The organism is Chryseobacterium paridis (assembly GCF_016595215.1).
In the GTDB taxonomy this organism is placed as follows: domain Bacteria; phylum Bacteroidota; class Bacteroidia; order Flavobacteriales; family Weeksellaceae; genus Chryseobacterium; species Chryseobacterium paridis.
Window position 1 is genome coordinate 302,815 of record NZ_JAENHK010000007.1, and the last position, 24,538, is coordinate 327,352.

21 protein-coding genes are annotated in these 24,538 nt (G+C 34.4%); 15 read left to right on the forward strand and 6 right to left on the reverse strand.

Features of this window, described 5'->3' with window-relative positions:
• Positions 1-11 precede the first annotated feature (11 nt).
• Both JHL15_RS08250 and JHL15_RS08255 read right to left on the reverse strand, forming a co-directional pair.
• Entirely contained in the window at positions 12-944 is a 933-nt protein-coding gene (locus JHL15_RS08250) for a DUF4349 domain-containing protein (RefSeq protein ID WP_200244940.1), read from the reverse strand.
• A 355-nt stretch (positions 945-1,299) separates the two neighbouring features.
• Positions 1,300-2,892 (reverse strand): peptide chain release factor 3, encoded by a 1,593-nt coding sequence (locus JHL15_RS08255; RefSeq protein WP_200244942.1) that lies wholly within the window; start codon positions 2,890-2,892, stop codon positions 1,300-1,302.
• Positions 2,893-3,122: 230 nt separating this feature from the next.
• Here JHL15_RS08255 and JHL15_RS08260 point away from each other — a divergent pair, with 230 nt between their 5' ends.
• The 8 genes from JHL15_RS08260 (at position 3,123) to JHL15_RS08295 (ending at position 15,775) form a co-directional block, all read left to right on the forward strand.
• On the forward strand, positions 3,123-3,953 hold the full coding sequence (locus JHL15_RS08260; RefSeq protein ID WP_200244944.1) for a CPBP family intramembrane glutamic endopeptidase: 831 nt from the start codon (positions 3,123-3,125) through the stop codon (positions 3,951-3,953).
• A gap of 9 nt (positions 3,954-3,962) precedes the next feature.
• Positions 3,963-4,559 carry an RdgB/HAM1 family non-canonical purine NTP pyrophosphatase gene (rdgB, locus tag JHL15_RS08265; protein WP_200244950.1) on the forward strand — a complete coding sequence of 199 codons (597 nt, stop codon included), beginning with the start codon at positions 3,963-3,965 and terminating at the stop codon, positions 4,557-4,559.
• A gap of 66 nt (positions 4,560-4,625) precedes the next feature.
• Positions 4,626-5,540, forward strand: coding sequence for a ribonuclease Z (locus JHL15_RS08270; RefSeq protein ID WP_200244951.1), 915 nt, complete (start codon positions 4,626-4,628; stop codon positions 5,538-5,540).
• Between the two features lie 8 nt (positions 5,541-5,548).
• Positions 5,549-6,316: a TIGR02757 family protein gene (locus JHL15_RS08275; protein WP_200244952.1), complete on the forward strand. Its 768-nt coding sequence runs from the start codon at positions 5,549-5,551 to the stop codon at positions 6,314-6,316.
• Between the two features lie 10 nt (positions 6,317-6,326).
• On the forward strand, positions 6,327-6,878 hold the full coding sequence (locus JHL15_RS08280) for a DUF1003 domain-containing protein (RefSeq protein ID WP_200244953.1): 552 nt from the start codon (positions 6,327-6,329) through the stop codon (positions 6,876-6,878).
• A 251-nt stretch (positions 6,879-7,129) separates the two neighbouring features.
• A complete protein-coding gene (locus JHL15_RS08285; RefSeq protein WP_200244956.1) occupies positions 7,130-9,514 on the forward strand; it encodes a choice-of-anchor L domain-containing protein in 2,385 nt (794 codons plus the stop codon).
• A 171-nt stretch (positions 9,515-9,685) separates the two neighbouring features.
• Positions 9,686-13,273 carry a choice-of-anchor L domain-containing protein gene (locus JHL15_RS08290; protein WP_200244962.1) on the forward strand — a complete coding sequence of 1,196 codons (3,588 nt, stop codon included), beginning with the start codon at positions 9,686-9,688 and terminating at the stop codon, positions 13,271-13,273.
• Positions 13,274-13,399: 126 nt separating this feature from the next.
• The gene (locus JHL15_RS08295; protein ID WP_200244964.1) at positions 13,400-15,775 is read left to right on the forward strand and encodes a choice-of-anchor L domain-containing protein; all 2,376 of its coding nucleotides are present in this window, start codon (positions 13,400-13,402) and stop codon (positions 15,773-15,775) included.
• A gap of 74 nt (positions 15,776-15,849) precedes the next feature.
• On the opposite strand, the gene rsmA is transcribed toward JHL15_RS08295, so the two are convergent.
• Entirely contained in the window at positions 15,850-16,620 is a 771-nt protein-coding gene (rsmA, locus tag JHL15_RS08300; RefSeq protein WP_200244966.1) for a 16S rRNA (adenine(1518)-N(6)/adenine(1519)-N(6))-dimethyltransferase RsmA, read from the reverse strand.
• Between the two features lie 91 nt (positions 16,621-16,711).
• On the opposite strand from rsmA, the gene JHL15_RS08305 reads away from it, so the two are divergent.
• The 6 genes from JHL15_RS08305 (at position 16,712) to rluF (ending at position 20,852) form a co-directional block, all read left to right on the forward strand.
• Positions 16,712-17,611 carry a cell division protein FtsX gene (locus tag JHL15_RS08305; RefSeq protein ID WP_200244968.1) on the forward strand — a complete coding sequence of 300 codons (900 nt, stop codon included), beginning with the start codon at positions 16,712-16,714 and terminating at the stop codon, positions 17,609-17,611.
• A 4-nt stretch (positions 17,612-17,615) separates the two neighbouring features.
• Positions 17,616-17,912, forward strand: a complete 297-nt coding sequence (locus JHL15_RS08310; RefSeq protein ID WP_200244969.1) for a DUF3098 domain-containing protein — start codon at positions 17,616-17,618, stop codon at positions 17,910-17,912.
• Positions 17,913-17,992: 80 nt separating this feature from the next.
• Complete coding sequence (locus JHL15_RS08315) at positions 17,993-18,811, forward strand: undecaprenyl-diphosphate phosphatase (RefSeq protein WP_200244971.1); 819 nt, start codon at positions 17,993-17,995, stop codon at positions 18,809-18,811.
• A 29-nt stretch (positions 18,812-18,840) separates the two neighbouring features.
• Positions 18,841-19,539: a tRNA pseudouridine(55) synthase TruB gene (truB, locus tag JHL15_RS08320; RefSeq protein WP_200244972.1), complete on the forward strand. Its 699-nt coding sequence runs from the start codon at positions 18,841-18,843 to the stop codon at positions 19,537-19,539.
• An 80-nt stretch (positions 19,540-19,619) separates the two neighbouring features.
• A complete protein-coding gene (locus JHL15_RS08325) occupies positions 19,620-20,129 on the forward strand; it encodes a hypothetical protein (RefSeq protein WP_200244973.1) in 510 nt (169 codons plus the stop codon).
• Positions 20,130-20,852 carry a 23S rRNA pseudouridine(2604) synthase RluF gene (gene rluF, locus JHL15_RS08330; RefSeq protein WP_200244975.1) on the forward strand — a complete coding sequence of 241 codons (723 nt, stop codon included), beginning with the start codon at positions 20,130-20,132 and terminating at the stop codon, positions 20,850-20,852. It abuts the gene before it with no gap.
• 159 nt (positions 20,853-21,011) lie between these two features.
• Here rluF and JHL15_RS08335 read toward each other — a convergent pair whose 3' ends face one another.
• From JHL15_RS08335 to JHL15_RS08345, 3 genes are all read right to left on the reverse strand, one after another.
• Complete coding sequence (locus JHL15_RS08335) at positions 21,012-22,301, reverse strand: helix-hairpin-helix domain-containing protein (protein ID WP_200244977.1); 1,290 nt, start codon at positions 22,299-22,301, stop codon at positions 21,012-21,014.
• Between the two features lie 237 nt (positions 22,302-22,538).
• Complete coding sequence (locus tag JHL15_RS08340; RefSeq protein WP_200244980.1) at positions 22,539-22,952, reverse strand: copper resistance protein NlpE N-terminal domain-containing protein; 414 nt, start codon at positions 22,950-22,952, stop codon at positions 22,539-22,541.
• A 199-nt stretch (positions 22,953-23,151) separates the two neighbouring features.
• Positions 23,152-23,496 carry a MerR family transcriptional regulator gene (locus JHL15_RS08345; protein WP_200244982.1) on the reverse strand — a complete coding sequence of 115 codons (345 nt, stop codon included), beginning with the start codon at positions 23,494-23,496 and terminating at the stop codon, positions 23,152-23,154.
• A 155-nt stretch (positions 23,497-23,651) separates the two neighbouring features.
• Here JHL15_RS08345 and JHL15_RS08350 point away from each other — a divergent pair, with 155 nt between their 5' ends.
• Entirely contained in the window at positions 23,652-24,533 is an 882-nt protein-coding gene (locus JHL15_RS08350) for an AraC family transcriptional regulator (RefSeq protein ID WP_200244984.1), read from the forward strand.
• Positions 24,534-24,538 lie beyond the last annotated feature (5 nt).

Sequence of the window (24,538 nt, forward strand, 5' to 3'; positions counted from 1 at the left end):
GATTTATAGATTTAGTTAGAATGATTGTCAGTCATGTTTTTACTTTTCTTTTTATAAAAATAATATCCAAGCCCCAGAATTAAAAATAGAGGCCAAAAGGGAAGGAAAAAGAGGAAAATACCTGTTATTACATTCCAGCCTGAAGAAACAGCGGCAAATGATTCCTCCATAAAAGTTTTCGGTTTATCATCTTTTACATAGCTTTCACCTGTTCCGTAAAGTGTTATTTCCAGATCACACATTGTATTTTCAACATAATTTTGACCTGATATCTCAACTCCTTTGTTTTCTATGGTGCCCATACTGCTGAGATCATCCATTAGATAATCAAATTTCTGGATTGGAATCTTCACTTTGAGATAAGCAATTTTCCTATCATTATTGTTTAAAGAAATATTTTCACTTCTAATGAAGCCATCATATTTTCGCACTTCTTCAGCTACGATGTCTTTTGCTGTTTCAGCGTTTTCAACATTTAATTCCAGTGTTCCGGTTTTTACGATATTATTTTTAGGAACATTCAAATCCGTGTTTTCTTTTTTGATCTTATCCCTGTAAATAATTTTAGTTTCTTTAATGACTTTTGGGGAAGGTACATTGATCACTATTTTTTCAGATTTCTTATCTGTTGAATCTTTCTTGTGAGTTTTTGATTCTAATTTAGTGGTGGCAATTTTATTGGATAGTGAATCAATACTTTTTGAAGTGGCTTCCATTTTTTCTTTGATCTCACTTTTGGTATCATCAAACTGTTTGATTTTTACATTCGCGGAATCGAAAACAGCATCCGCTGTGTGGTTGATATCATTGATCTTTTCAGATGTGGCAGCAATGGTACTGTCTGCAGATTGCATTGCTCCTTCAAGCCGAGATTTTGTTGCTTCACTTTTTTTACACATTATAAAAGTACTGGACATAGCAACAAGGAAAATGAACTTTTTCATACGATTAATTTTTTTGATGAAGTAAAATTACTGGGGTGATGAAAGTTGTACTTGTAAAAAGAATGTATTCTTTTGGTAAATTCATAAGTGATACATAATGAGATTTTTGTATTCTTTGTAAAAGAATTTTACAAAGAACTAAGACTTTATTTTACCAATTTTGAAAGTCATTTTTGAACAATCTGTTTTATGTAAATACCAAAATCTTTTTTATATCCTCATCTGATATGGACGAATAAAAAATGAACAAATTCTAAAAGAAATCTGCGATCGAATTAAAATCGTTGCTTGAATTAGCATAAAAAAACCGTTCAGAGTAATACTAAACGGTTCTTTTTATTTTTAAAATCAATTCTTACTGATTAAATTCACTGATGAAATGTAATTTCACATTAGGGAATTTTTCCTGTGTCATATGAATGGTGAATGATGAGTCCGCCAAAAATACCAATTGATTGTATTTATCTCTTGCTAAGAATCTCTGTTTTAATCTTGCAAATTCTTTAAATTCTTCAGATTTTTCATCCGCTTCTACCCAACATGCTTTATGCATAGATAGAGGTTCGTATGTACATTTAGCACCATATTCGTGCTCAAGACGGTACTGAATAACCTCATATTGAAGTGCACCCACAGTTCCAATAATTTTTCTGTTATTCATTTCAAGAGTAAACAGCTGGGCAACCCCTTCATCCATAAGCTGATCAATACCCTTAGCCAATTGTTTAGCTTTAAGTGGATCATTGTTATTAATGTAACGGAAATGCTCAGGAGAGAAACTAGGTACACCTTTAAAGCTCAATTTTTCTCCACCTGTTAAAGTATCACCGATTCTGAAACTTCCTGTATCATGTAGACCAACAATGTCTCCTGGGAAACTTTCGTCAACGACTTCTTTTTTATCAGCGAAAAAGGCATTAGGGGAAGAGAACTTCATCTTTTTACCCTCTCTTACCAATAAGTAATTTTCATTTCTTTTGAACGTTCCCGAAACGATTTTTACAAAAGCCAATCGGTCTCTGTGTTTTGGATCCATATTCGCATGGATTTTGAAAACAAAACCTGTAAAGTTACTTTCTTCTGGTTTTACTATACGGGTATCACTTTCTTTGGGCTGTGGCATTGGTGCAATTTCTATAAAAGCATCCAAGAGCTCACGTACCCCAAAATTATTTAATGCAGATCCGAAGAAAACAGGCTGTAAATCACCTTTCATATAATCTTCACGGCTAAACTCAGGATAAACAGACTGTACCAGTTCAAGTTCATCACGTAACGTTTTAGCTGCTTTTTCACCAATCAGTTCATCGATTGCAGGGTCATTGATGTCGTCAAACTTAACTGAATCCCCAACTTTCTGCTTCTTTTCTTCAAGGAATAATTGAATATTATTCTCCCAGATATTATAAATGCCCTGAAAATCACTTCCCATTCCTATTGGTAAAGAAAGCGGGACAACACTTAATCCTAATTTTTGTTCAACTTCATCCAGCAAATCGAATGCATCCTTACCTTCACGGTCAAGTTTGTTAATGAAAACCAACATGGGAATGTTTCTCATTCTACAAACCTGAACCAATTTTTCAGTTTGCTCTTCGACCCCTTTTGCAACGTCGATTACCACGATTACGGAATCAACGGCTGTCAATGTTCTATAGGTATCTTCTGCGAAATCCTTGTGACCTGGAGTATCGAGAATATTAATTTTGTGTCCTTTGTATTCAAAAGCTAATACGGATGTGGCTACGGAGATTCCTCTCTGTCTTTCAATTTCCATAAAGTCGGACGTAGCTCCTTTTTTTATTTTATTGGATTTTACAGCGCCTGCTTCCTGGATAGCCCCTCCGAAAAGTAGTAACTTTTCTGTAAGTGTAGTCTTCCCGGCATCAGGGTGAGAGATGATCCCAAACGTTTTTCTTTTTTGTATTTCTTTGATTAAGTCTGACATAGTGTATTTTGAAGTTGCAAAAATCGTGATTTTTTGCGAGGTTGTCAAATAAATTGCCAAACAAAAAGAAAACTCCCTGTATATTCATAGCCTGGCATCAAAAGGTAGGGTATTATAAAAATAATGTGGCTTTCATAAAATGAATAACAGGATTAAGAATTTTCTTTTTTTGTTGTCTAAGGCTCTTAAAAAAATTACCTTTGTTTATTACAATTATTACAGAGAAAAATATGAAAAACAGCAAATATCCAAACTATACTTTTACATGGATCGGAGGCGTTGTTTTATTAGGTGGATTATTCGTGGGAATAATGTTTACCGATTTGTTTAAGTCCCTTTGGATGATTATTTTTAAAGAAAACCTACAACTAAAAGATTGGTTTTTGATGTTTTCAAATGCTGTGATATTCTTTACAGCAATTGCTTTTTTTGATTTTTTCATTGTAAGGCCAAATACAAAACAAAAGCTTAATTTTAATTTTGCTCCAACTAATTTTTATACCTATCTCTTGATTTTTCCTTTAATGATAGGAATGATGTTTATTTCTGAATTTATTACTTCGCAAATTCCAATTACAGGGCCCTTTTTTGGTAAGTATTATGAGTTTTTCACTGAGCTGATGAGCCAGTTAACAAGTGATCCTGTTACCATGATTCTTGCAACAGTGATTTTGGCCCCTCTTTCTGAGGAGATCATATTCAGAGGAATTATTCAGAAAGGTTTAATCAATAAAGGGGTAAAACCGTGGAAAGCAATTTTATATGCCTCTATTATCTTTGGATTAGTACATGGGAATCCATGGCAGTTTGTGGGAGCTGTATTATTAGGATGTGTTCTCGGTCTTGTTTACTATAAAACGAAATCCCTGTTATTGCCTATACTATTGCACGGATTCAATAATTTATGTTCATCATTATTGATAACATATACAAAAAATGAAAGTTTTTCAGATGCATTTAAAGTTTCTGAATGGATATTATTAGCAGTTGGAGTAGTACTTTTTTCTTTATTCTATTATCTTTTTATGAAGAAATATAAAGTACATTACTCAGAAATTTAATTTAAAAAAATGAAAAAGGATATGGAATTATTGGTTGCTACACATAATCAGCATAAAAAAGAAGAAATTCAACAGATTTTAGGATCAGAATATATTGTTAAAAGCCTTACGGATTATGATATCCATGAAGAGATTGTAGAAGATGGAGATTCTTTTAACGCTAACGCTCTGATAAAAGCGAAATATTGCTTTGAAAAAACAGGAATTCCAAGTTTAGGTGATGATAGTGGATTGGTTGTTGAGGCGCTAGATGGTCGACCGGGTATTTTTTCTGCCCGCTATGCAGGAGATCATGACTTTGGTAAGAATATTGAAAAGGTACTAAGCGAGATGGAAGGTGTAGAAAACAGAAAGGCATACTTTATTACTGTTTTATGTTATTATGATGAAAGTGGTGCTCAATATTTTGAAGGGAGAGCACACGGGAATCTATTGACTGAAAATAAAGGACATAAAGGTTTTGGGTATGACCCTATTTTTGTTCCTAATGGATATGACAGAACCTTTGCGGAAATGAATCCTGAAGATAAAAATGAGATCAGTCATCGTAAGCAAGCTTTGGATATGTTTTTAGATCATCTGAAAGTTGCTGATCAGCAGCAATAATAAATCCGGAAGTGACTATATCCAGATTTTCTGTCGTACATTTGTTTGTTATAATAAACTATTGATTTGAGTACTTATTTAACGATATTAGGCTTTAACTCAGCTATTCCTACAATTAATACGTCTCCAACTGCACAGTTGTTAGAAATGGAAGAAAGACATTTTCTAATCGATTGTGGGGAGGGAACGCAGGTTCAGTTGAGAAAAGCAAAAGCCAGGTTTTCAAAGATTAATCATATTTTTATTTCTCACCTTCATGGGGATCATTGTTTTGGACTTCCTGGACTTATTGCATCCTTTAGATTATTAGGTAGAGAAACGCCTTTGCACGTATACGGTCCCAAGGGGATTAAAAAGATGCTGGAAACCATTTTTACCATCACAGAAACCCATCGAGGTTTTGAGGTTGTTTATCATGAATTGGATAAGGATTATTCTGAAAAAATTTATGAAGACAATAGAGTAGAAGTATATACAATTCCTTTAGATCACAGAATCTACTGTAATGGGTATCTTTTTAAAGAAAAACCAAAAGACAGACATATTAATATGAAGGAGATCGCGAAGTATAGTGAAATAGAGGTTTGCGATTATCATAACATAAAAGCAGGAAAAGATTTTGTCCTGAGTGACGGATATGTTCTTAAAAATGAAATTTTAACTGTAGATCCTATTCCATCGGTTTCTTATGCTTTTTGCAGTGATACGAGATATCTTGAGACTGTAATTCCAATCATCAAAAATGTAACTGTTCTATACCATGAATCAACATTTTTGCATGATCTGAAAGAAATGGCTGATTATACCGGTCACGCAACAGCTCTTGAGGCTGCAACTATCGCCAAAAAAGCTGAAGTTGGTAAATTGATTTTAGGACATTTTTCTAACAGGTATGGTGATTTAACAGTATTTACGGATGAAGCCCGAACTGTTTTTCCTAATACATTCTTGCCAAAAGCACTTGAAAGTGTGAAAATTTAAAATGGGTTATGAAGTTTGAAGAATTAAAAGATTTTTTAGATGAGAAAGCGGATCAATATAATAATTATGATTTTATTGAAAATGATCCTGTGCAGATTCCGCATCGCTTTTCCCTGAAACAGGATATTGAAATTGCCGGGTTTTTATCAGCAACCATATCATGGGGAAACAGAAGATCTATTATTAAATCAGCCGAAAAAATGCTGGATATTATGGGGAATTCTCCCTATGATTTTGTGATGAATTTTTCGGAGAAAGATTTGAAATCAATTCAGGATAAAAGTATCCACAGAACTTTTAATGGAGAGGATTTTACTTATTTTATTAAACAATTCAATAAGATCTATAAAGAAAATGAAAGCCTTGAAAACCTATTTAAAGTAGAGGATTCTGAAATTAATTTTCTTCATGCCATAGAAAGGTTTAGAGCTTCCTTTTTAGATACAGAAAAACACAGGAGCCATAAACATGTAAGCTCACCCTATAAAAACTCTTCATCAAAGAGAATTGTGATGTTCCTGAGATGGATGGTTCGAAAAGATAAACGAAGTGTGGATTTTGGAATTTGGGAGAATATTGATCAAAAATATTTATCCATTCCATTGGATGTACATACTGGAAATATTTCCAGAAAACTGAATTTAATTACCAGAACTCAAAATGACTGGAAGACGGTAGAAGAACTTGATCTGGTAATAAGACAGTTTGATGATAAAGATCCTGCAAAATATGATTTTGCGTTGTTTGGGTTAGGAGTAAGTAAAGAATTTTTATAAAGGAGAAATCATGAAATCGAATATCGAAAAAATAGAAATGCTGGAAAAGATCGCTAATGGTATTACCTGGTGGATCGGTTCTATTCCATCGCTGATTGCTCATACATTGTTCTTTATTATTTCATTTCTCCTTCCCATATTGCATATTGTAGAATTTGATAAAATGCTTCTTATTCTTACTACAGTAGTATCATTAGAGGCGATTTATCTGGCGATTTTTATTCAGATGTCAGTGAACAGGAGTCACGAGAAAATTGAAGATATCCAGGAAGATATTGAAGATATTCAGGAGGATATCGAAGAAATCAGCGAGGATATTGAGGAGATCAGTGAGGACATTGAAGAGATCAGTGAAGATATTGAGGAGATCAATGAGGACATTGAAGATATTCAGGAAGACATTGAAGAGATCAATGAAGATGAAGATGATGAAGATCACAATGAAAGAGCTAAAAAAGTAATACTCAAAAGCAGTGTAAGTTCAAATAAGAACGAGATAAAAGCTTTGAAAGACCATATACTTCGACTTCAGAATGAGATTGATAATTTGAAGAAAGAATAATTCCATAGATCTAATTATAAACTCCAGGTATTTACTTTTTTTTTTATAATAATTTTTTTTAGGTTTCTCACCTTAATTTTTTTCTGACTTTAAGGATAAAACTAAATATTTTATTTCTAAATTCTGCTTCTATAATTGTTTAGTTACAGTGAAATATTAAAATAGCATTTATTTTATCTAATGTTATTTTGATTGGTAAAATTGTAACATCATATCTTTATTTTTGTTATTTTTGAACAAACAATAACAAAATGTTAAATTATAGACTAAAAAACTACTTTTTCTTTTTAATATTGCTATTAGCTCCTCTTTTTATGTTTTCTCAAAATAAGAAGCAACTGCCTCAGAGAAAGCCACAAAAGGAGAAATCTACGGCAGCAAGTTTAAAGGCCGGAGCATTTATTGATGTAAACGTTCCTCCGTACGCTCCTTCCACGTATACCCCAGCACAGCTTGTTACAGACATCCTGATCAATGGTGGAACGAATTGCTCAACACCCAATGTGACGAATGTTACAGTAAGCCCAAACCATGATGTTGCTAATAATAACAGATTTTGGGGATACTTTAATAAAGGGACTACCAATTTCCCTTTTACAGATGGAATTGTTTTGACAACCGGCTATGCCAGAGAAGCAGGAAATACTTTATATACTGGTGGAAGTTTGTCTGGGTCAATTTCTCAACAAGGTGATCCTGATCTTGCTGCAGCTACCAATACCAATTTAAGTAACCAACGCGATGCAGTGGCTTTGGAGTTTGATTTTGTACCTAATTCAAATCAGGTTAAATTTAATTATCTATTTGCTTCTGAAGAATATACCGGTGGATATCCGTGTAATTACTCTGATGCATTTGCATTGCTTATAAAACCTGTAGCAGGAGGACCTTATGTAAACGTAGCAATACTTCCCGGAACAGCTGGTGCAGTAAGTGTAACTAATATACGTCCTGCCACTCAGGATAACGGAAGTCCATTAACTTGTGGAGCTTTAAACGATTCGTATTTTGCAGGATATAATACAGCAAACGTTGAAACAAATTATAATGGTAGAACAATTCCTCTAACAGCTATTGCTGATGTGACTCCTGGAGTTGCCTATCATTTTAAAATGGTTTTGTCAGATTATAATGATAACTCTTTAGATTCTGCTGTTTTCTTAGAAGGTGGGTCTTTTGATATCGGAATAAAAATTACTGATGGAACAGGAGCTGTGTTGCCTGATACAATTCATATGTGTGATAATACTCCTCAGATATTAAAAGCACAGGTAGCTACAGTTCCTGGTATGACTTTCCAGTGGTTTAAAGATGGAGCTCCGATTCCGGGTGCTACCAGTATTCAATATATAGCAACTCAACCTGGGGTATATGAAGTAAAAGTTTCCGTACCTGGAAATCAATGTCCGGGATCTGCTACTATTACTATTATAGGAGGAACAACACCTACCGCACAAGATGCTGTATTAAAAATTTGTACGACTCCAAATGCTCTCAATTTTGATTTAAATACGGCAATGCCATTGATCAGTACAACTACAGGTGCTGTGTTCCATTTTTATGTGAATCAGGCCGACGCTGTTGCACAAAATAATAACTTCATCAATAATGTATCAAGTTATGATGGAACGGATGGACAGATCTTATATGTGGTCGTTTCTAATGGAGCATTTTGTAGTAAAATGGTGAAGCTGACTTTAGTAAAAGAAGCTACGCCGGTGGCTCAGGTGACTTCATCAAAAATGAAAATATGTTCAGGTGAATCTGTTCTATTAACAGCTTCTGGTGGTGTAACTTATTTATGGAGTGATACAACTACAGCTGGACCTACAAGAACTGTAAGCCCTACTCAGACCACTACTTATACCGTATATGCAATTGGTGCAAAAGGATGTAAATCGTTGTTACCTGCAACAGTAACTGTAGAGGTGGTCCCTGCAATTACATCTAATCTTAGTGGAGGAATGATATGCACAGGTGATCAGATCACGTTGGATGCCGGAACAGGACCAAATTATAGCTATACCTGGAATACAGGCTCAACTACGCAAACGATTACAGCAGCTACACCAGGTACTTATACTGTGCTTATTGATAATGGTGTTTGTTCTAAACTATTTACGACACAGGTAATTCAGGCTATCATACCTGTAGTTATCAAAGCGGATTATAATGCTGATGGAACAATGATTATTACAGCAAGCAATCCAAGTAACGGAATTCTTGAATATTCAATTGATAACGGATTAACGTGGCAACCTTCAAACGTGTTCCACAATGTTCCAAATAATAAATTAATATCAATCAGAGTTCGGGTGAAAAATACGAGCTGTGTTGGATTCCTGGAATATTTTACATTCATCATGAAAAATGTAATTACACCAAATGGAGATAACGTGAATGATATTATTGACTTCAGAGGAATTAATCAGTATAAAGATTTCTCAGCAAGTATATTTGACCGATACGGACGTGAAGTATACAAGGCAGAAAAAGTAAGACCTTATTGGGATGGTTACTTCCAGGGCAAACGTTTACCTACTGCTTCTTACTGGTATCAGGTGACATTTGAAGATCCTGCAAGTAAAGAAAAGGCTGTAAAAACGGGCTGGATCCTATTGAAAAATTTCGAATAATCTATTAATCATATTTCTAAAAAGACTAACAATTTGTTAGTCTTTTTTTGTTTTTTAATTAAATTAAAAAGGATAGTTTAAGATAATTTAGTTTATATTATTAATAATACAATTTGAATTGATGTAAGTTTCAATCAAAAAAAATAGTATTTTTGTTGAAAACAATATAAAATGTTAAATAGGAGGACGAGAAGTTTATTTCTGGCTTTATTTGTAGTTCTTGTAAGTAATTTGATTTTCGCTCAGAACAGAGGGCAAAATACCAAGTTAAAACAACCCTCAGCTGCAAGTATGAAAGCCGGAGCATTTATTGATGTGAATGCACCCGGATATCCAGAATCAAACTACGATATTACTCAGCTGGTAAAAGATGTCCTCATAGCAGGGGGATCTACCTGTACAACAGCGAATGTCAGTAATGTTCAAGTGTCGCCTAACTTGCCGGCAAGTGATCAGAACAGAAGTTGGGGGTATTATAATAAAGCGACCACCAATTTTCCTTTTGCAAAAGGTATTGTTCTTGTTACCGGCTTTGCGAGAAAAGCAGGTAATGACTTTCAAAATACATTAAGTGATGCACTTCCTTCTGGTGGAGATATAGATTTAGCAACAGCTTTAAATGTTAATAATGGTAGTTTAAGAGATGCAACTTATATAGAATTTGATTTTGTTCCAAGTTCTACAGAGGTTTCATTTAGATATTTGTTTGCTTCAAAAGAGTATTCTCCCGGGAATATTTTTACGTGTAGTATATCAGACGGTTTTGCTTTATTACTGAAAAAAGTAGGTGATCCTAATTACACCAATTTGGCTGTTTTACCAGGTACAACTACTCCTGTGAGTGTAACTAATATTATTCCAGCCAGTTTACCTTGTGGACCTAAAAATGCTCAGTATTTCCATGCTATCAATAACCCTCAGATTGAAACTAACTTTGATGGACGTACTGTTCCATTAACAGCAAAAGCCACTGTAATTCCTGGTCAGACTTATCATTTTAAAATGGTATTGGCGGATTATCAGGATAAGAATTTTGATTCTGCTGTTTTTTTAGAGGCCGGTTCTTTTGATATAGGAGTTCAGATTCTTGGACCTGCAGGAGTAGCATTACCACCATCGATTAATGTTTGTGATAATGCTCCACAGGTACTTACTGCTTCTATACAGAATTCCACAGCAACCTATCAATGGTTTTTAAATAATAATCCTATTCCTGGAGCAACCAGTGCTACTTATACAGCTACACAACCCGGAGTGTATACCCTTCAGGTTCTTCTTGCGGGAAATACCTGCCCTGGAACGGCGACAGTGACAATTGTAGGAGGTACATCTCCGACTGTACAAAATGCTACATTAACGACTTGTTATGCTCCTGGCAATGCAATTTTTAATTTGACCAATGCACAGGCATCTATTAGTGGAACGCCTGGCGCCACATTTACTTATTATGCAACCCTGGCTGATGCAAATGCGGGAAATGCAAATACGATTGCTACACCAACAGCTTATTCAAGTCCAGGTGGACAAACAGTCTATGTGCTGGTTAAAAATGGATTTTGTTCAAAAGTTGCTCAGTTGCAATTGGTCAAAGCACCACAGATGACAGGGAATATCGCCCCTCCAACTGCTTTGACATGTGCGAATTCCCAAATAACATTAAATGCTTCAACGTCAGTATATCCGGCAGGGGCTACATTCAATTGGACAACAACTGGTGGAAATATTGTATCAGGAGGAAATACTTTAACGCCTGTTGTAAATACTGCGGGAACTTATACATTGACAATTTCTAATACCTATCAACCAGGAAATGCCGTTTGTACGGCTACAGCAAATGTTACAGTTGTTGGAGATAGTGCACCTCCGGCAACAACTTTAACAGCCTCTAAAGTATTAATTTGTGCAGGAGAAACTGTAACGTTGACTGCTTCGGGTGGAGCTACTTACAATTGGGTAGGACTGCCAGGGAATGGAAATACACAAACCGTTACCCCTGCCACAACCACTACGTATACGGTAACGGCAGTAGGAGCTAATGGATGTGTTTCTCAGACTCCGGCTACCATAACAATACAGGTTTCTCAGCCAATTACGGTTCAAAACGCTACATTACTTAAATGTTATCAAGCTGGTAATTTAACATATGATCTTACTTCAGCACAGCCACAAATAACGACTGTAGGAACGGCTACATTTGCTTACTATGCAAACCTTGCAGATGCCAATGCTGGAAATGCCAATACAATTGCAATACCTACGGCCTATTCAACGCCTGGAAACGTAACTGTTTATGTATTGGTTAAAAATGGAGGTTGTAGCTACGTAGTTACATTACAGTTATTGAAAACACCAACGACAACTTTAACAATAGCAGCACCACAAACTATCACTTGTACGAACTTGCAGGTGACCTTAAACGCCTCAACTTCTGTGATTCCTGCCGGTTCAACAATATTGTGGACCACGGTAGGAGGGAATATTGTTTCTGGTGCTAATACGTTGACTCCCGTTGTTAATGCTGGAGGAACGTATACATTAACTGTTCAAAATACCAATCAGCCTGGAAATTTAAATTGTAGCTATACGGCGGATGTTACAGTGGTAGAAAATAAAGTACCACCAATAGCTACAGTAACATCATCGCATGCACAGATTTGTGTTGGCGAATCAGTTACACTAACAGCTAGTGGAGGAGTGTCATATAACTGGACGGGATTACCCGGAAATGGCAGTACGCAGACTGTATCTCCAACAGTGACGACGACATATACCGTTTATGCTGTAGGGGCAAATGGGTGCGTTTCCACAAACCCTGCTACGGTTACAGTAATAGTTGGACCTCCAGTCGCTTCGGTAGTAGCTTCAAAAATTAAAATATGTGCAGGGGAGTCTGTAACCTTAACGGCTTCCGGTGGTATTACTTATAACTGGGTAGGATTAACCGGTAATGGAAATACTCAGGTTGTTTCACCAACAGTTACAACTACGTATTCTGTGTATGCGTTAGGAGGAAACGGATGTACTTCTGTTGTTCCTGCTACAGTCGAGATTGTAGTCGTACCAGCTATTACCTCTACTTTAGAGGATGTATATGTATGCGCTGGTGATACTGGAATTTTAGATGCCGGCAGCGGCCCTAATTATACTTATATATGGAGTAATGGAGCAACTACCCAAACTATTTCGACTAATATTACAGGAACATATACAGTGACAATTAGTAATGGAGTGTGCTCGAAAGCATTCACTGCCCAGCTATTAAACCCTAATTTACCTCAGTTTACGAATATTGTTTATGAAAATCATGTCCTTACATTGAGCGCAACCAATCCTACAGGTGGAACTTTAGAATATTCTATTGATGGTGGGGTTACGTGGCAAAATTCTAATATATTCTATAATGTACTGAATAATAATAATTATAATTTAATGGTAAGAGTAAAAGATGCTAAATGTAGTACATCTTTAAGTTACTTTACTTTTGTTATTAACAATGCTATTACACCTAACTCTGATGGACTAAATGATACCATCGATTTTTCAGGAATCAGTGGATATAATAATTTTGCAGCTTCCATATTTAACCGATATGGACAGGAATTGTTTAAAGCAACCAAATTAGAACCTGTCTGGAGAGGTAATGTAAAAGGTCTTAATCTGCCTACTGCTACCTACTGGTATAGAGTACAATGGGAAAATCCTGCCAGTAAAAAGTTGGAATTACGAACTGGATGGATATTATTAAAAAATAGGAATTAATATCTAAATATATATACTTAAAGCAAAACCTTTCATAATTGAAAGGTTTTATTTTTTTAACATTATTATGTTAAATATATATGTGGTATGTTTAAAAAAAATTAAATTTGTTGAAACAAAAATATTATGAAGAGATATCTACTATTGTTTTCTTTTTTTTTAATCTCGTTGAATTTTTATCATTCACAAAATATTTATCCCAGAAAGGTACCGAAACCAAGGCCCAATTTAGCAGCAAAAGCTGGAGCATTTATTGATGTGAATGCACCAGGCTACCCTGAGTCTGCTTTTAATATTACACAGTTGGTAAAAGATGTATTGATTTCATCCGGAACAAATTCATGTGTTACTCCCAATGTATCAAACGTTCAGGTAAACCCGGGGTTACCGGCGACTGATGTAAATAGAGCCTGGGGATATTTTCATAAAGGAACAACAAACTTTCCTTTCAAAGATGGAATTGTTCTGGTTACAGGAAAAGCAGAAAGAACAGGAAATACTTATATAGATGTAAATAGTCCGTTAAGCGATCTTGTAGGAACAGGAAGTGATCCTGATTTGGTTGCGGCGACTAACCCTTCAGTTCAGTTGAAGGATGCTGTTATACTAGAATTTGATTTCGTTCCTACCTCTTCGCAAGTGAAATTTAATTATTTATTTGCTTCGGAAGAATATACCACTACCTTTCCATGTAGCTACTCAGATGCATTTGCATTATTGTTAAAACCTGTAGCTGGTACTGCACCTTATGTTAATATGGCTGTACTGCCAGGAGCGGCCGGACCTGTAAGTGTAACCAATATTCACCCTGACACAGAGTTTGATGGAAGTCCATTGTTCTGTGGGGCAACTAATCCAACTTTTTTTGGAGGTTATAATACAACCAATATTGAAACTAACTTTAACGGAAGAACGATTCCTCTTACTGCAACAGCTACTGTTGTTCCTGGACAGGCCTATCATTTTAAAATGGTTTTAGCGGATGCAATTGATACGAACTATGATTCTGCGGTTTTTCTTGAAGGAGGATCTTTCAATATAGGTGTAGAATTACTGGATCCGGATGGTGGAACATTACCAGCAGATATCAATGTATGTGATAATGCTCCTCAGGTATTGACAGCTTCAGTAAGTGATCCGAATATGGCTTATCAATGGTATTATAACGGAGCTATTGTACCAGGGGCAACTACGAATACGATTACTGCTATACAGCCGGGAACTTATACCATTGAAGTAAGTTTTCCAGGGAACCCTTGTCCGGGTAAAGCATCTATACAAATTCACGGAGGAACAACACCTACGGCAAATGATGCTACATTATTGCTCTGTACAACACCGGACATTACTACATTTGACCTTACTACTGCAATGCCTTTATTAAGTACGACACCAAATGCTGTTTTCCATTTTTATGTAAATCAGGCTGATGCTGTAGCTCAAAATAACAACTATATTACAACTCCACTTAGTTATAATGGCAATGATGGACAAATCTTATATACAGTAGTATCTAACGGAGGCTTTTGTAGCAGATTGGTAAAACTTACCCTATTAAAAGAAACGACGCCTACAGCACATGTTATTTCTTCAAAACTGAAAATATGTCCGGGAGACACTGTGGATCTTACAGCAACTGGTGGGGTGACTTACCAATGGAGTAATTTTTCAGGTACGGGTAATACCCAGACCGTGACATTATACAATACAACAACATTTACGGTATATGCGATAGGAACAAAAGGATGTAAATCCTTACAGCCTGCTACAGTAACAGTAGAGGTGGTACCAGAGATTACTTCTCCGTTAAAAGATGTTGAAATGTGTATTGGCGATAGAGTAACGTTGGACGCCGGAGCAGGACCTAATTACAGTTATTTATGGAGTACCGGTGAAACGACACAAACCATTTTTGTAGATCAGCTGGGTATTTACTCTGTTACTATTGATAATGGATACTGTAAAAGAACATTCACCTCTAAAGTAATGGCTGCTACATTGCCTTTCATTACAGGATTAGATTATAACAATAGCAATACCTTAACGGTTACTGCTGTCAATCCATTTATCAATAATAATCCTGGAACACTGGAATATTCTATCGATAATGGAATTTCCTGGCAGGCTTCCAATGTGTTTACAGGATTATTAGACAATACGACCTATAATATTCAAGTGAGAATACAGGGGACTCATTGTGTAGGAACAGTGGATTTCTTTACTTTGAAAATTGCTAATATTATCACTCCTAATCAAGACGGGATCAATGATGTACTTGACCTTACATCCCTTGGAGACTTTAATAATTTCACAGGATCAGTTTATGACAGATATGGAGTTGAAATGTTCAGGTTCTCGAAAACGACCCCGATCTGGGATGGTACAGTAGGAGGTAAGAGATTATCGACTGCTACGTATTGGTATAAATTTAATTTCCAATATCCGAAATCAAAAGTTCAGATGAATTGGTCTGGTTGGATCTTACTTAAGAATAGAGAATAACTTATCAAAAATATATGTAAACAAAAAGCCTTTCATATACTGAAAGGCTTTTTTATGTAATAATTCTTTTTGTATTAAAGATTTTCTTTCCACTGTTTTGTGAATGCTATAAAATCATTTACACTGAGTTCCTCTGCTCTTTTATCTAAGAACTCATGAGTTTTCAATGCTTCCGGAATGTTTAATACCTTAAGTGAATTCGATAATTTTTTTCTCCTTTGGTTGAAACCTGCCTTTACAATCTGTTTAAATAAGACTTCATTACCTACCAATCCTTCCTTAGGATTTCGGGTCAACCTGATAACTCCGGATTTTACTTTTGGAGGTGGATTGAAAACATTTTCATGAACCGTGAACATATAGGAAACATCATAGTAAGCCTGGATCAGAACCGAAAGGATTCCGTAATCTTTTGTTCTTGGGATAGCTGCAGTTCTTTCAGCAACTTCCTTTTGAAACATTCCTACCATTTCCGGAATAAGTTCATAATGATCTATGATTTTAAATAAGATCTGGGAAGAAATATTGTACGGGAAATTACCAATAATAGCAATCTGCTCATTATTAATAAAAGCGAAATCCTGTTTTAAAAAATCTCCCACAAAATTTTCTTCTGTAATCTTAACGTAATTTTTTTTCAAATACTCAATAGATTCATTATCTATCTCAGCCAGATAGGTATATTGATCTTTTTCCAGAAGATATTTCGTAAGAACTCCCATTCCCGGGCCAACTTCCATGATCTTGTTGTAGTTTTCAAAGCTTAGGCCCTCTACAATTTTTCTTGCTATATTTTCATCTGTCAGGAAGTGTTGACCAAGATGTTTTTTTGCTTTTACACTCAAAGTTTTTTATGATTTCGTTAACAATGATTTTCTCTTTTTCGTCCCAAATTTCGGAAGATTTTTTCTATTTTAGCCAAAAATTTTAATATTAATGGCGAAATCTGTAGATGAATTTAATAAGAAAAGACTTAGGTCCAGCAATATTACAGTAGTAATTAGTATTGCCTTAGTGTTATTTTTGTTAGGATTAATGGGATTGATTTTAATTAATGCCCAGAAATATTCTGACTATATCAAGGAGCAATTGGTTGTGAATGCATACTTTGATGAAAACTATGACGCTAAAGATTCTGTAAAAATTGCGAAACTCGAAGAAGAAACTTTTAAAAAGGTACAGACTTTAGCTCCTGTAAAGAGAGCAACCTATATTTCAAGAGAAATGGCAGCCAAAGAAGCAAAAGCAAGTATGGGGATAGACAGTGATGCTCTTTTTGAGGATAATATCTTCCCATCATCTATCGAAGTTGCTTTGAAACCTGAATATGTAGATCCTGCTAAAATTGATGAAGCGATCAAAACATTGAAATCTGTTCCTGGTATTGTCGATGTAAAAAACAACAGTACACTGATGGTAGATGTGTACAATAATTTGAACAGAATTTTAAAATGGATATTAGGGTTTTCCGTACTCTTCCTGATTTTAGCGGTTGTTTTAATTAACAATTCGATTCGTCTGAAAATATTCTCAAAGAGGTTTATTATTAAAACCATGCAGTTGGTAGGAGCCAAGAGAAGATTTATTTTGAAACCCTTTATTGTGGAAGCTCTTATTTTAGGATGTATAGGTTCTGTTATAGGACTTCTTGCACTATTCGGAGTATGGTATTATTTTACCAGTCAGATTGGATCTACTTTTGTACAGGACAATCAGCAGTATTTCTGGTTGATCGTATTGGTATTCGGAGTTGGAATTTTTATTACTGTTTTAAGTACCATAGTTGCAACATGGAGATTCTTAAGAACAAACGTTGACGATTTATATTACTCTTAATAAGATGAGCAAAAAAACAAATAAATTTTCTGCAGCAGAATTTGGTGCTGATACCAAAGCTCCACAGGAAAACAATTTTTATTTCGGACAGCAAAACTTTAAGTGGATGCTGATCGGATTAGCATTTATTGTAGTTGGTTTCCTTTTGATGATGGGAGCTGATGCAAATACTGTTGACGGGAAATATGACCCCAATTCATGGAACGATGGTATCTTCTCTATTAGAAGGATCAGAATAGCGCCATTATTTGTGGTTATAGGTTTTGCTATAGAAGTATACGCGATTTTAAAAAGAAAATAATTTTTTATTGAAGATTAAGAAGTTGTGAGATTTGGATTTTTCTGAATTTCAAAACTTCTTAATCTTTTAATTTTATATATATGGATTTAATCAAAGCAATTATTATTGCAATCATAGAAGGTCTGACGGAATATCTTCCGATTTCTTCAACTGCCCACATGGGGTTTACTGCCAACTTAATGGGATTAAAAGAAGATGAATTTTTAAAGATGTTCCAGGTTTCCATTCAGTTTGGTGCTATCTTATCCGTAGTGGTTGCCTATTGGAAAAAGTTCTTTGATTTTAACAATATTAAGTTCTATTATAAACTGGCTTTTGCTGTAGTACCTGCCTTGGTTCTTGGTTACCTTTTTGATGATAAAATCGAAGCAGTTCTAGGGAATCAGATAGCTATTTCATCAGTTTTGGTTTTAGGAGGAATTGTTCTTCTGTTTGCAGATACATGGTTTAAAAACCCTAGGATTGATGATGAAAAGGGGATTACTATTAAAAAAGCAGTTACCATCGGTTTTTGGCAGTGTTTGGCAATGATGCCCGGAACCAGTAGAAGTGCAGCTTCTATTATTGGTGGGATGACTCAGGGATTAACACGAAAAGCCGCTGCTGAGTTTTCTTTCTTTCTGGCAGTTCCCACCATGTTGGCGGTTACAGTATATTCTGTTTTTGTAAAAACCTGGGGAAAAGAGACCGCTAATCCTCAAAAAGGGTATGAGATGATTCTATCATCACAAGATCACCTTACTATTTTTATTGTAGGAAATGTAGTGGCATTTATTGTTGCATTAATTGCTATTAAAGCTTTTATCGGAGTGCTTAATAAGTACGGTTTCAAACCTTGGGGATGGTATCGTATTTTTGTTGGTGTTGCTTTGTTGATTTATTTTTATTTTTTTAAATAAAAGCTATTCTTATTATTTCTCATTAATTTATGACTGCTGAAAACATATTAGAAGGTCACATATTTTTACTTGATAAGCCATTGGATTGGACTTCTTTTCAAGCGGTCAATAAAATGAAATATAAACTCAAAAGTGAGTTTAACCTTCCTAAAAAATTTAAAATAGGACATGCTGGAACTTTAGATCCAAGAGCTACTGGTTTGCTTATTGTTTGCACTGGAAAATTCACAAAGAAGATTCCTGAAATACAAGATGCGCCCAAAGAGTATTGGACAGAGATTAAAATTGGAGTTCAGACAGAATCTTATGATACTGAAAAGCCTGAAATTCTTCATCAGGATATTTCAAATGTTTCAGAAGAACAGATCAAAGAAGCCTTGCAAAATTTTGTGGGCGAAATAGATCAGAAGCCGCCAGTTTTTTCAGCAATAAAGATTGATGGTAAAAGAGCTTATAATCTTGCGAGGGCAGGAGAGGAGGTTGAAATGAAGTCAAGAAAGACTACTATTTTTTACCTTGATAATATAGAGATTAATCTTCCTTTTGTAAGCTTTACAGTAGGGTGTTCAAAGGGGACTTATATCCGAAGTCTTGCTCATGATATTGGGCAGGAACTTGGAGTAGGTGCTTATTTGACACAATTGAGGAGAACAAAGATTGGAGAATACAAAATTGAAGATGCTACAGATCAATTTTTAGAAAATGATTTTAAATTCGAAAATGCATGAGAAAAGCTCTCCTTTTGTTTATAATTTTATTTTCAATAACCTTATCCTATTCCCAAAATATTGAAGGTAAAAAACCAAAAATGAATTTTTATATTAATCCTTCTCTTAACTTAGGATATAACCTGGGAAATAGTATTAAGGATGATCAGAATAAGGATTCTGCCTATTATCAACAATATATAGCTCCTTATCTTCCCAATAAAATCACTTTTGGAATGACGTTTATTGGAGGATATAACTTTCTTCCTAACTTTGCATTAGGATCAGGGGTAAAATATAGTTTTACTGATAAAAATTTCCATTTACTGTATTGGGTTATTCAGCCTAAATTTATAATTGGACCTGGTGATGAGCCTTTTTTTATTGATATTAATTATGGGAAGCAGATCAATCACTCTATTGTATCAAATGCAGAATTTTGGGGAATGAAGTTAGGTAAGCAAGTATCTTATTCAAAAAGATTAAGTCAGGAAGGAGGACTTGTTCTTGAAAATCATAATTTTGGAAAGTCAAATGCCTTTTTTATTGGCTTAAGTTATGGGATAACAATTTTTAGTAATAAAGACTATACAGATTACGGAGACGATTAGATGGAAAAAACACGTATTAATAAATATTTATCGGAAGTTGGCTTCTGCTCAAGAAGAGCGGCGGATAAATTATTGGAAGAAGGAAGAATCAAGATCAACGGACAAATACCTGAATTAGGGACAAAAATTTCCGATGAAGATATTGTAGAAGTAGATGGTAAACCAATCCGCGAGTCAGAAGAAAAACCTGTTTACATTGCTTTCAATAAACCCGTAGGTATTGTCTGTACCACTGATACTAAAAGAGAAAAAAATAATATTGTAGATTATATCAATCACCCGAAGAGAATTTTTCCTATCGGAAGATTGGACAAACCTAGTGAGGGGCTGATTCTTCTTACAAGCGATGGAGATATCGTCAATAAGATATTGAGAGCTAGAAATAACCACGAGAAAGAATACCTGGTAAGAGTTGACAAGCCTATTAATCCTAGATTTTTGGATAAAATGAGAAATGGGGTTCCTATTCTGGACACAGTTACTAAGAAATGTGAAGTGGAAAAGGTAGATGATATGACTTTTAGAATTATTCTTACTCAAGGACTCAACAGACAAATAAGAAGAATGTGCGAGTATCTGGGATATGAAGTGAAAAAACTCAAAAGAATTCGTATCATGAATATTAAGCTGGATCTCCCTCCCGGAAAATGGAGAGATTTAACTGATGAGGAATTAACAAGCCTAAATAAGCTTCTCGAAGATTCAAGCAAAACTTTTGACTAAATATTTAGTTTGATGACTCCAGTAAAGCGGTAGATTAAATTTGGCAAGGTGATAAAAAGTGAAGGATGCTAAGCGTAATTTAACTAATAGGGATACTCTTTTAATCTTACTGCGATATTAGTCATTAATACATGAATACTTTTTACATTTTACAATTAATCATTTCAGATACAACTTCATTCTGGTCTCATATTCTGGTTTTAATTTAAGTAATTTCCATATTTTTTTATCATCAGAATTACTTTGTCGGTATAGGATTATTTTATCCGCTGAATATTTGAAATAAGGATGATTCTTTAACCATTCTTCAGGAGCATCAGTTAGTGTATATTTTGCAATATGCGAGGAATCTAGTTTACAGGTAGAAATTAGTTTTTGAACGATATCCCGATCAATATTATATGTATCTAAGATTTGCTGCTTATTGATAAATCCTCCAAGTTTTCTTCTAAATCCAATAATTGATCCGGCACTTCTCTCATCCAATCCGAATTCTAAAAGTTGTTTATAGGTGATTGAGTTTAAATCGATTGTTGTAAAATCTGTTTTCTGTTGGATGACCTCAGTTTTCTTTTCTTTTATTTGCGGTTTATGTATTTTGATGTATGGTTTTAGTTCTTCAAATTTTTCTGGAGAGATCACAAAGCATTTTTTGATTTCATCTTGATTCTTAAAATGACCCTTTAAGTTTTTATCCCTGTAATTAACGATAGTCCGGGCTTGATTTTGTGAAAACCCCAGAGATTGCCAGCCTTCTATATCTAAAACATTAGGATCAAAAGGTTTGAGTTGGATTGTCAATTTTAAACCCTCACTGTTTTTTGTAAAACTTTTATAGTTCTGAGGCGTTTTTTCTGGTAGAATTAAGTATGGAGCTAGTAATTGATAGTTTTCATCATTAATAATAAAGCAATCTTTGAACTTTTCCTTACTTACAAAACTCCCTCCTAAATAGTTTTTATACTTTAATATTGCCTGTGCCTGCTTCTCGCTAAATCCAATTTCTATCCATTCCTTTACAGAGAAATAATCGGGGTTAAATTTTCTGGAAACCGTAACTCTTTTTTTATCTGAGTCTTTGGAAGAATGAGTCTTTGCTTCTTTACTGGTTTCCGGAAGCAAAATATAAGGATGGATTTCTAAAAATTTATCATTGGAAATGGCATAACATCTTTTTAATTGCTCCTTAGAGGTAAATATTCCTCCTATAATTTTTTTATAGTTTAATATGGTTGAAACCTGTTTTGAAGTAAATCCCAGATTTTGCCATTGTTGTTCATCTAGATCATTTGGATTAAACTCTACCAATAATAACGGGTCTACTTTTTCCGTGACAAATTTTACGTCTTGGAAATTTTCTTTTTTAGTACTGGTATATTCTTTAAACGCTAATAGAATAAGCAGAAGTATACCTAAAAATGCAACCTTTTGGTAGTAGCTTCTTTTCATGATAACATAAACTTATGAATAATACCAGGTTGCTCAAAGAAGAATTCTTTGAATTTCAATTAGTGATAAGAATAGGGGATTTTCATATGTTTTCTGTGATAAAAGTAAACCGGAATTCTCAATCAGTAAAATTATTTTAATATTGAAATATTGAATTTGTCAGGATTTACTTCCCAATAACACAAAAAAATCCCCAAATATATTTGGGGATTGTATGTAAATAATAATTAAAAACTCTTACTGACGAACTAAATTATACTCAGTTCCTTTTGTTTCTTTTGTCCATGCACTACCGGCATGCATTTGAATTGTTTTATCATTAACAATGGTAAATGTAGTTACTCTATCGGCAATATTTGAATAGATCAAAATTACTTTGTTAGAGTTTTTGTCATACTTCCAAGTTCCTGTACTTGACATAGGATCTGTACTTCCGGGCAGGGTTTCAGCCAATTTGAAAGTGTTATCACTCTTAAAAGTGATTTCCGTATTTTGTTTTGCGTTCCCTGAAGGAATCATTCCGCTGTATGTTCCAACCATGAAAGTTGAAGTTTTAGCAGTTGAAGTTTCGTCTTTTTGCTGTTTCATTGTACTACAAGAAGTAAATCCGATTAATGATGCGCAAAGTGTTGCTATAAATAAATTTTTCATAAAAAGGTTTTTTAAATATGCCTTCTTATTAACTAAAATGGTGCCAAAAGTATGGGAACAGAAAGAATATATAAGAGTTTATGTTGATCAAAAATTAAACAGAATGAAAGTATATTAATCAATTTACTGATTAATATACGTTTGAGATAAGTTTGAATCTAAACTTATATAAAGATAAAATTCTTGTGCTAGTTAAAATCTATTCAGAATCTTTTTCTACTAACGAATCTTTTAGTTTTAATAATTCTGCTTTTACAAATTCCAATCGATCGATAATGGTAATTGTTTCAGAAATTTTGCTATTGGTAGTCAAAGCAATCTTTGCTCCATCAAGCGTGTAGCCCTTTTCCTTAACCAAATGGTAGATAATCTGTAGATTTTTAATGTCTTCAGGAGTGAAGTATCTGTTACCCTTTTTATTCTTTTTAGGTTTAATAATAGGGAATTCCTGTTCCCAATAGCGTATTAATGAAGTGTTTACATCAAATGCTTTTGCAACTTCTCCTATTGAATAATACAGCTTATCGGGTAAATTAATTTTCATTTTGCAAATCCTAATCTTCAAAGATAATTTTTTTTAGTTTTTTTTACAAGTGTAAGTCTTAAAATATACCTTTCAGACAGTATTATTTTTATTAATTCGGTAGTTATTCGCGTTGAATGAAACTCTTTTTCTATTTTTGGATTAAATTAAAAAGTTTGGGCTCTATATCAGTACTTCATATTGATCTTTTCCAATCCGGGAAGAACCTTTCGGATTTTTATTTCAATACGATGAAAGATCATTTGGTGACCAGCCATAAACATATTGAGAAGCCACACCGGCATGATTTTTACGTTACCGTTCTTTTTACTAAAGGGAGCGGAATACATGAAATAGATTTTCAGAAGTATGAAGTTTCTGAGGGAAGTCTTTTCTTTCTGTCACCAGGACAAGTTCATAGCTGGGAGCTATCAGATGACACGGATGGATATATCTTTTTTTTCTCTCAGGAGTTTTATGATATGCATTATGTGAATCAACATCTTAGAAATTTTCCTTTTTTTAATTCTGTAGGTTTTTCCAGAAAGCTTCAGCTTGAAGTATCAGATTTAGAGAAAATGACAAATATTTGTAAAGAGATTCAGGATGAATATAATTCTCAGTTTCTGATGAAAGATGGGTTTATTCTTTCGCTTATTACTAAAATGTATATCAGTGCCTCACGACAATTTTCCAAGGATTATAGCAATCTCGATTCCTCTGCAAGTATTTCTTATTTTAAGCATTATCAGGATTTCGAAAACTTACTTGAGGAATATTTTACCACCGAAAAGTCAATTTCTTATTATGCTTCCCGGCTTACTATCTCTTCAAAACATCTAAACAGAATTACGCAGACTGTGGTTAAGAAAACGGCAACTGAAGTCATTACGGAGAGAGTGATGCTGGAAGCTAAGCGTATGCTCATGTATCTAAATGAAAGTCTTGTAGAGATTGCTTTCCGATTAGGGTACGAAGAATATTCCTATTTTGTAAGAGTATTCCGGAAAAGCTCCGGAATGACTCCCACTCAGTTTATTAAAAAATATAAGTCCTGATTTCT